Raw genomic sequence first — 9341 nt, 5'->3', positions numbered from 1 at the left:
TACAAATTGAGAAAATGTGACTTGAATTGATAATAAATTACAAAATTTGTATTGATAAATTTAGGTATTGATAATACAATGGACTCGGAGATAAACCTTGAGGGGTTTATGAGAAATAGGGAGGAAAAACTTTATGTCTTTAATTCAGGCACTCCTGATAGGCGTATTCGCTTATCTCGGCCGAAACCAGGTACCATGGCTGTTTGGTACGACTGGCGGATTCTACTGTGTCGGCAGACCGTTGGTAGCGGGCGCTATCGTCGGTTTGATTCTGGGGGACGTCACCACCGGCGTATTGTGCGGCGTAGCGGTTCAGGCGATGTATCTGGGCCAGATCGTCGCGGGCGGCGCGATGCCGTCTGATGTGAACTACGCGGCGTTTATCGGTATTCCGTTAGCGATGGTCGCGGGCGGCGGCGCGGAAGCGGCGATCGCGTTAGCCATTCCGTTAGGCGCGTTAGGCACCGCGATGCACAACTTCACGATGACGGTCAACTCGTATTGGGTTCACCGGGGCGATAAATGTGCGGAACAGGGCAATGTTTCGGGAATCGCCCGCAACAACCTGTGCGGCACAATTCTGCATTTAGTTGAACGCGTCAGCGTCGTAACGATCGCCTGCTACTTCGGCGCTCCGGCTGCGGAAGCGATTCTGCACGCACTGCCGCCGATCGTCTTACAGTTTTTGCAGGTTGCCGGCAAGATGCTTCCGGCGCTGGGCTTCGCGCTGCTGCTGAAGCAGATCGTTGCCGAAAAGTGGATGATCGTGCTGTTCTTAATGGGCTGGATCATCACTCAGGCGACCGGCATGACGACGACCGCGTTAACCATTATGGCCGTCGGCGTCGCGCTGCTGTTCGTTATGGCGAAATATAACGGCGCCGGCAACGCGGCTGCCGCGGATGAAGGAGGAGATTACGATGAGTAAGAAACTGGACCGCAAGGACGTTAAGAACGCCGCATGGACTTGGATGTTCTTCCACCACTGCGCGCAGAACTTTGAACGTATGCAGGGTTTGGCCTTCTGTCATACGATGTCGAAACCTCTGGAAAAGTTATACGGCGATAATCCGGAGGAACTGAAAGCGGCGCTGACCCGCCACATGCAGTTCTTCAATACGGAACCGCAGTTGGGCAGCGTCATCCCGGGCATCACGATCGCTCTGGAAGAAGCGCGGGCCAACGGCGGCGAAGTCGACGCGGAACTGATCATGGGCACCAAGAATGCCCTGATGGGTCCGTTTGCCGGCATCGGCGATTCCATCTTAATGGGAACCTACAGCCCGATCCTGCTTTCGATCGCAATCGGTTTGTCCGCCGGCGGTTCGCCGATCGGCGCGATCTTCTTTGTGATCGCCTGGCTGGGCACCGTCATTCCGTTAAAATACTTCATGTTCATGAAGGGCTATGATTTAGGCATGGATGCCGTCAAGCTGTTGATGAACAAGGAAATCAAAGATAAGATCACGACTGCACTGACGATGGTCGGTCTGATCGTTATCGGCGGCGTCGCTTCGACGACTGTGGCTGCGCCGATCAAGTTTGTCTTCACGGCAGGAGAAATGACCGTTTCGATTCAGGAAATCCTGAACAAGATCATGCCGACTTTGGTCCCGATGTTGGTCACCGTGGGCTGCTGGCTGCTGGCGGACAAAAAGGGCTGGAACAGCAACAAGCTGATTCTGGGCATCCTGGGTCTGGCCGCCGTCATGGTTCTGTTAGGCATTATGTAATTCACGACAGTCAGGCGCTGATTGCGCCTGTCTGTTTCATCAGAAAATGAATCTTCATTCTCTGATGAAACAGAAATGAGTGTAAACAATAACGATAAAGGGAGGAAATAGACGTATGGATTATAAAATTCTTTGGACGGATATGCACAGCAACATCCACCACGAACAGATGAACGAACTGCCGCAATGGTTTGACCAGGTACAGAAGATGATGGATTTCTGGCCAATCGCCTATTATCCTTATACCATGCGCAAGGATGAAACGGGGCTGGGCGTGGAAGACCGTTATCCATTAGACGTAATTGAAAAAGACTGGGAAGCACTGCGCGAGTTTACGGAGAAAGTCAACGCCGCCGGATTCCCGATGTTTATGGGCTACGAGTGGCAGGGCGCCGGACAGGATGGCGATCACAATGTTTTCTGCAAGGATAACCGGCAGAAGATGGAATATCCGCTGCGCTATGCGGATCTGGTCCAAGCCTATGCGGGTAAGGACGTGATCGGGATTCCGCATCATCTGGCTTATCAGCTGGAAAACCGCGGCAAGAACTGGGCCACGCATAACGAAGCCTTCTCGCCGTTTGTGGAAATCTATTCTTCCCACGGCAGCAGTGAAAACGACAACGGCCCGATTGAAATGACGCGCCATGTCCACATGGGACCGCGGACGGGCGAAACCTGTGTTGAACGGGGGTGGGAAGATGGCTACAAATTCGGCGTCATCGCCTCGGGCGACAACCATTCCGCTCCTTGCGTCTATGGCTTTGGCTACATGGCCTGCTTAGCCGAGGGCAACACGAAGGAAGCGATCTGGGACGCGATGCAGAAGCGTCATACCTACGGCGTATCGAAGGATCGGATTCAGGTCAGGATGCAGGTCGACGGCAAGCTGATGGGCGATGTCATCGAACCAAATCCGAAAGCGAAACTGACGCTGGACGTGATCGGCAGCGACGCGATCGACCGGATTGAAGTCATTGAAGACAATCAGGTTGTGGAGATGATTCCGCATACCTCCACCTGGGAGCGCAAGCCGCTGGGTGAGACGATCCGTTTCAAATTTAAAGTGGAATTCGGCTGGGGACCGGACCGCCGGATTTTCCCGGACATCGCTTCGCGTCAATGGAAAGGCGCGCTGGAAGTTCCAGGTGGAAAACTCCTCAGCATCGAAAAATGCTGGAGCAACTTCGGACAGGATCTGCACGACGTGACGGATAACCGCTGCGAATTTGATCTGACAACGTACAAGACAACGGCCACTGGCAAGTGGATGGGACCGTCGGCTGTCACGACGGAAGGCTTTATCTTTGAAGTGGAAACCGATCGGGAAGGCACGGTGCTGCTGAGCGTCGACGGCGTTGAATATCCGCTGGCAGTCGGGGATCTGTTAAAGACCTCGCGGGTCGTGGAGCTGGAAGAGGAAGCGCGTCAGCTGGTGAAAGATCGCTTTAACTTCACAGATTATTACCGGACTGATCCGTGGTGGCATAACGCGTATAAATTCAAAATCGGCCAGGCCGTTGTGGAAAACGGCTATCATGTCCAGCTGGAAAGAACGCTGGATCTGAGCGACGTCAAGCACCTGCGCTTACGGATCTGGGAAAGAAACGGAGGATGCGCCTGGACAAGCCCGGTCTTTGTTGAAAAGAAAGGGGAATAGTCATGAATATTCTGTATATCCACACCCATGACAGCGGCCGGATGGTAAGCCCCTACGGCGTAAACGCGCCGACGGACAATCTGTTGGCGTTTGCCAGGGATGCCGCTGTGTTCACCCAGGCATACTGCGCGGGGCCGACCTGTTCGCCCAGCCGCGCGGCGCTGCTGACAGGGACTTATCCGCATCAAAACGGGATGCTTGGTCTGGCTCAGCGGGGCTTTGGACTGACCGACTATCGACGCCATCTGGCGCAGTTTCTGGGGCGTCATGGCTATCATACTGTCCTGTGCGGCATCCAGCATGAATCCGGCTGGTATCTGGATGCCGATGCGCCCGGCAAGCTGGGCTACAACGAGGTGCTGACCGCTTCCGCAGATCCGTATAAAAAGGAAGACCTGCATCTGTGGGACGCCATCAACGCCGATCATGTCTGCCAATGGCTGGATCAGGCCAAAGCGGACGAACCGTTTTTCCTCAGCTATGGCATGCACAGCACGCATCGCCCTTATCCGGTTGAGATCTGCGAGGCGGTGGATGAGCGCTATGTACGCCCGCCGTTTCCGATCGACGACAATGGGGAAACCCGGCACGATCAGGCACAGTTTCTGACTTCAGCCTATTACATGGATCAGAATTTCGGCAAGGTGATCGCCAAGCTGAAGGAAACAGGGCTGATGGAGAAAACAATCGTGATGTTCACGACCGATCACGGCGTTGCACTGCCGTTTAATAAATGCAATCTGACCGACAGCGGGATCGGCGTATCGCTGATCATGCGGGTGCCGGGGGCGAAGGCCAACGGCCAGGTGATCGACGCCTTGGTTTCGCATGTCGACGTGATGCCGACGCTGTGCGATCTGCTTCAGCTGGAAAAACCAGACTATCTGGAAGGCACCTCGTTTGCGGAAGTCTTCGAGGACATCAGCGCGGAGCCGGTCTCCGAGATCTTTGCCGAGGTGAATTTCCATACCAGCTATGAACCGATCCGCTGCGTGCGCACGCGCCGGTATAAATATATCCGCTACTATGATGAAAGCTGGACGAAGCTGAACCTGTCGAATATGGACTCGTCGGCGTCCAAGGATTTCTACATGCGCAACGATTTAGCTACGCAGACAAAAGATACGGAAGCGCTGTACGACTGTTATTACGATCCGGGTGAGCGGAAGAATCTGGCGCAGGATCCGCGCTATCAGGAAATTCTGGAAGACCTGCGTGAAAAACTCAGAACGTTCCAGATCCGGACGCAGGATCCGATCCTTCACGGTGAGCTGGAAATGAAGCCGGAGTACAAGGTAAACAGAAAAGAATGCGTCAACGCGTCAAGCAAGGATCCGCAGGATTACGATCCGCGCGGGCGCTGGCAATAAATAAGCGAAAGTAAAGCGCTGAGAAACGGAAAATTCCGCTCCTCAGCGCTTTTTGTATAGGAATCCTCCGGCAGCTCTGGAATTTATGATAGAATAAGACCAACGATGCGGGAATGATTAACATTATTTAGAAAGGGAGGATCGGCGGATGGCAAAGCTTTTCTATTTTATTCCGGCTGTGCTGGCCGGCTTGTTCTACGGTTTTTTCGGAGGAGTGTTCGGCGATTTTGGAGCGATCAGTCCCCTGGCTTGGGTGTGTACCGCACTTCTCGCGGCTGGCGCTGTCCTGATGGCCAGGAAAATCGCGTTGGGTTGTCTGTTTAGGATTGCGGTCGGTGCTCTGTTGATCGGAATGGGGCTGCGAGAAACCGGGCAGATCGTGAAAGAGTGGCCGGCGGGGATGCTGTTGATCGCCTATTCGTGCGGCTCAGGCTGGCTTTGCTGGAAATCCGCGGCCAAGCGCGAGGCTTGATCATGCGGCTGCTGTTACGCTTAGCGTCCGCGGAGGATGCGCCGGTCATCTGGGAAATGCAGAAAATTGCTTTTCGCGAGCTGTTGGAACGGTATCAGGATTACGATACCAGTCCCGCCAATCAATCGCTGGACCAACTGCGGCTTCGCTGTTCGCAAAAAGACCGTTATTATTATTTCATTGACGTAGATGGGAACCCGGTTGGCGTGCTCAGCGTCACCGACAAGCAGGATGGAAGTCGTAAGCGCCTTTCCCCGATGTTCATTCTCCCGCAGTTTCAGGGCCGGGGCTATGCGCAGGAAGCGATTCGACAAGCTGAGAAAATCCATGGCGAGCGGGGATGGGAGCTGGATACGATTTTACAGGAGGAACGTCTGGTCCATCTCTATGAGAAAATGGGATATCGGAAGACAGGAAAAACCGCGGCGGTGAATCCCCGGATGACGTTGGTGTTTTATCAGAAACTTTAGCTTGCTTACGCAGATATGAAGAAAGAAAAGCCGTTGGATTTCATGATCGAAATCGGGCGGCTTTTTACAAGATGCATTGAATTCACAGGGAAATCCGATTGTAAACCGGAATTCTCCATCATTCCTTTCGCAAGACCGGATTGCCTGAACGATTCATCAGGAGCCGGTCTGTTTTCCTCAGAGCTGGCAACCGGAGTATTTCAGACTGGAATCCTGCGATAGGGATTATTGACCGGGTTTGATTTGAAACGAAACCGTGTAGGTTTGATTCTGCTTAATCTGATATTCTTTTAACGGCTCTGCGCCCCAGCTGCCGTTGCCCAATCCGCGCTGGGCAGCGTCCAGATGCAGCAGCGGCTGATCTAACTTTTGCGCGTCCTTCAGATGCGCGGCGGAGGCGAGTGAAAGTTCATCCCAGGTCATGATGTTCATGCCGACGGGTTCGTCAAACGTCAGGGTCAGCGCGTTCGTTTCACCGTTGAGCGTCAGGCTGCGGACCTCTGTCCGGTTGCCGCTGTCCTGCGGTTTCAGCAGCTGATCGTTATAGAAATCATTAATCTTTGCCGTCCATTGTCCCAACCGGGAACCGGTATGGCGGTCGATGTAATTCTCTTCGGGTCCGCGGCCATTGTAGCGGATCTCGTTTAACGAAGCGTCCAGACTGAGCGTCAGCCCTGCCCGGGCGAGTGGACCGACCTTCTCTTTCGACGGCACTTTCATCGTCATCGCCACTGCGACCTGACCGTTGCCTTGAATGGTAATCTCCGTTTCCAGACCGGTGTTGAATTCGTTGATCGTCCCGGAAGCCTTGATCGACAGCTGTTTTACTTGGCCGTTTTCTTCTTTGCGCTGAATCGAAGGCGACTTGTATTCAACCGCTTTGCCAGCCTGCCGGACTGCTTCGGAGAACTGCGGATCGCCGGAGGTTTCGGCACGGTAGAACGACGGCTGCGGACCGCCGGTCAGAAAGGTCTGATCGCCGAGCCGGTAAGCTTCAATTTCCATTTTTGCGGGATTCAGAATCATTTCAAAGTCCTGATTTTGTTCAGTCTGGCCCTGAATCGTCCATTTGCCCTCCTGCTCGCTTACGGTCAGCGAAAGATCCGGGGACACGGATGCCGCAGGCTTGCCTTCCTGCAGAACAAACTGTTCAAACGCCAGGATATCGCCCTGTTTTCCACCATAAGCATTGGCCCAGCTTTGATCCTGGCTGTATTTCACGTCGATCTCCAGAATCACTTCCGCGTCGGAATCATAATCCGGCAGCGCGACGTCGATCGTTTTGGACATCCCGGGCGGCAGTGCTTTTTCTGCTTCGCTTAAGGCTGTCGTATGGAACAGCGTGCCGTTCTGGTAGAAGTTCAGCTCGACCGCAAAAGCATTCAGATCGGTCGCCAGAAATTCGTTGGTCATCGTTAACCGGCGCTTTTGGGAATCATAGGTGAAGCTGACGTCCTGCTGGACCTTCTTCACTTCCTCCAGCTCTGCGCTCGGGGTGCGGTCGGCATTGACTAAGCCATTGCCGCAGAAATCACCGTCGTTGAGCGGCGTCCCCCAGTCGCTGCCGTAGCCGTAATAGAATTGGCCTGTGGCTGGATCGCCGGTCAGAATCGTCTGGTCGATGAAATCCCAGATGAAGCCCCCCTGCAGCTGCGGACAGGTCTTAAAGAGCGCGAAATACTCCGCTAAATTCGCGACGCCGGTGCCCATCGCGTGAATATATTCAGACTGGAAAAACGCGTGCTTGTTTTTCTTAGCGTAATCCTTGAGCTGATCCAGCGTCCAATACTGACTGCTGGCCACATCGACCATCGACGTTTCGCGGGTATCGCCGATCCGGTTGTCGCGCTCATACACACGCAGACGCTTCGGATCCCGCTGAAGGATCCACATCGAAGTGTTGTAAAACGGATAATTTTCATTCATTTCATATTCGTGATACGTCGCTTCGTTGCCCAGCGACCAGAACAGCACGCTGGCGTGGTTTTTATCCCGTTCGACCATGCTGACGGTCCGGTCCATGATCAATCCGTTGTAGAGCGGATTGTTGCCGGGAACGCCCAGCTCCTTCTCTCCGATATGCGATTCAATGTTGGCTTCATCCACGACGATCAGCCCCAGCTCATCCGCAACGTCGCAGGTCAGCGGATGATTCGGATAATGCGAGGTGCGGAAGGCGTTGATGTTGTAGGCCTTCATCAGCTTCAGATCGGTGATGATTTCCTGCGCGCCCAAGGCCCGGCCCTTGACTGGATCGGTTTCATGGCGGTTGACGCCTTTGAGCATCAAGGGTTTCCCGTTGAGAAGCATCTGCTGGACACCGTCGACGGTCTGAACTTCGATTCCGCGCAGCCCGATCCGCTGGCAAACGCTTTCCATAACCTCGCCCGCTGCGTTTTTCAGCGTGAGGACAAGCGAGTAAAGATGCGGCTGATCGGGTGTCCACAGCTTCGGCTGATCAATCGTGAAATGAGCGCTCAGCGTAGTTCCCGTCTGATTTTCAGTTGTTTCCAGTACGGGTAATTCCGGACTTTCGAGGTTCAGGGGCTGATTGAACACGGCGTGGCCCTGATCGACCAGCTCCATTTCCAGCGTCCAGCCTGCCTGCGGCTGCTGCGAAAGATTACGCAGATCGACGTCAACCTGAACCTGCGCCTGGGCGTAGTCCTCAGCGAGATCGCTCTGTACAAACAGATCGCGGATTTCCACCGCTTCCCGCCCGATCAAGGTTACATCGCGGAAAATTCCGGACAGCCGGATAAAATCCTGATTTTCAAAGTAGCTGCCGTCCGACCAGCGGTAGACCTCGACTGCGATCGTATTGACGCCTTCCTTTAAGTAAGGCGTGATATTGAACTCCGCGGGTGTGTAGCTGTCTTCGCTGTAGCCGATCGGCTGACCATTGATATAAACATAAAACGCCGACTCCACACCTTCAAAGCGCAGGAAGACATGCTTGTTCTGCAGCCCTTCATCCAGCGTAAACTCGCGCTTGTAGTGACCGACGCTGTTGACGGCGGTCGCGGCGACGGGCTGCCCCTGTGCGCCGTATTGGATCGCTTCATAGTTCAGCCACGGATAAATCTGATTGATGTAAATCGGAGGCTCATAGCGGAAGCTGCCGTCTTCCTTCCACTGAGTCTGAATATTGGACGGTACGTCGATCTGATCCCAATCCGACGTGTCCCAATCTTCCCAATACCATTGCGCGTCGTAGCCCGCCAGGTTTTTTAAACGGTCCGTCGGTTTGGCGGCATAGTAAAACGCCCAGCGGCCATTGAGCGACTGAATCCGCGAGGACGAGGCGGCATTGATTTCATCCAGAGCGCTGGTCTCTGCCAGAAGCGCCTGCTGGGATGAAGGATAAGGCGTCAGGGCAGCCCGGGCCGGTTCCCGGTGAAGCTGCCAGACCTCCATCTGATCGTACCATTCCTCGCCCGCAAACGAAGCGTCGGTCGGCAGCGGTTCAATGCTCGGCCGCGGCGTACCCTGCGGTTCGACAAACTGATCCATTTTCGATGAACAGCCGCCTAAGATCAGGCCGCTGATAACCAATCCAAGTATGATTTTTTTCATGAAAACCTCCGAAATTGTTATCATCACTATACCATAATTCACAAAGCGAGAAAATGCCGG

General features: G+C 54.1%; 7 protein-coding genes. 6 read left to right on the top strand and 1 reads right to left on the bottom strand.

Annotated elements, in window-relative coordinates:
- Positions 1 to 133 precede the first annotated feature (133 nt).
- The 6 genes from AC5OW4_RS06215 (at position 134) to AC5OW4_RS06190 (ending at position 5705) form a co-directional block, all read left to right on the top strand.
- Positions 134 to 928 (top strand): PTS mannose/fructose/sorbose/N-acetylgalactosamine transporter subunit IIC, encoded by a 795-nt coding sequence (locus AC5OW4_RS06215; protein WP_072683796.1) that lies wholly within the window; start codon positions 134 to 136, stop codon positions 926 to 928.
- Positions 921 to 1733 (top strand): PTS system mannose/fructose/sorbose family transporter subunit IID, encoded by an 813-nt coding sequence (locus AC5OW4_RS06210; RefSeq protein WP_308559591.1) that lies wholly within the window; start codon positions 921 to 923, stop codon positions 1731 to 1733. The genes AC5OW4_RS06215 and AC5OW4_RS06210 overlap by 8 nt, the downstream gene beginning before the upstream one ends.
- A 115-nt stretch (positions 1734 to 1848) precedes the next feature.
- The gene (locus tag AC5OW4_RS06205; protein WP_200798766.1) at positions 1849 to 3393 is read left to right on the top strand and encodes a DUF3604 domain-containing protein; all 1545 of its coding nucleotides are present in this window, start codon (positions 1849 to 1851) and stop codon (positions 3391 to 3393) included.
- Positions 3394 to 3395: 2 nt separating this feature from the next.
- Entirely contained in the window at positions 3396 to 4763 is a 1368-nt protein-coding gene (locus AC5OW4_RS06200; RefSeq protein ID WP_195396226.1) for a sulfatase family protein, read from the top strand.
- A 148-nt stretch (positions 4764 to 4911) separates the two neighbouring features.
- Positions 4912 to 5235, top strand: a complete 324-nt coding sequence (locus AC5OW4_RS06195; protein WP_195395678.1) for a hypothetical protein — start codon at positions 4912 to 4914, stop codon at positions 5233 to 5235.
- Between the two features lie 2 nt (positions 5236 to 5237).
- On the top strand, positions 5238 to 5705 hold the full coding sequence (locus tag AC5OW4_RS06190; protein ID WP_195395677.1) for a GNAT family N-acetyltransferase: 468 nt from the start codon (positions 5238 to 5240) through the stop codon (positions 5703 to 5705).
- 225 nt (positions 5706 to 5930) lie between these two features.
- Here AC5OW4_RS06190 and AC5OW4_RS06185 read toward each other — a convergent pair whose 3' ends face one another.
- Positions 5931 to 9281: a glycoside hydrolase family 2 TIM barrel-domain containing protein gene (locus tag AC5OW4_RS06185; RefSeq protein ID WP_195548007.1), complete on the bottom strand. Its 3351-nt coding sequence runs from the start codon at positions 9279 to 9281 to the stop codon at positions 5931 to 5933.
- Positions 9282 to 9341: the final 60 nt, after the last annotated feature.

The sequence above is a fragment of the Holdemania sp. genome (assembly GCF_986127675.1).
The sequence above is the reverse complement of the archived record's forward strand: the minus strand, read 5'-3'. Positions and strand labels throughout refer to the sequence as shown.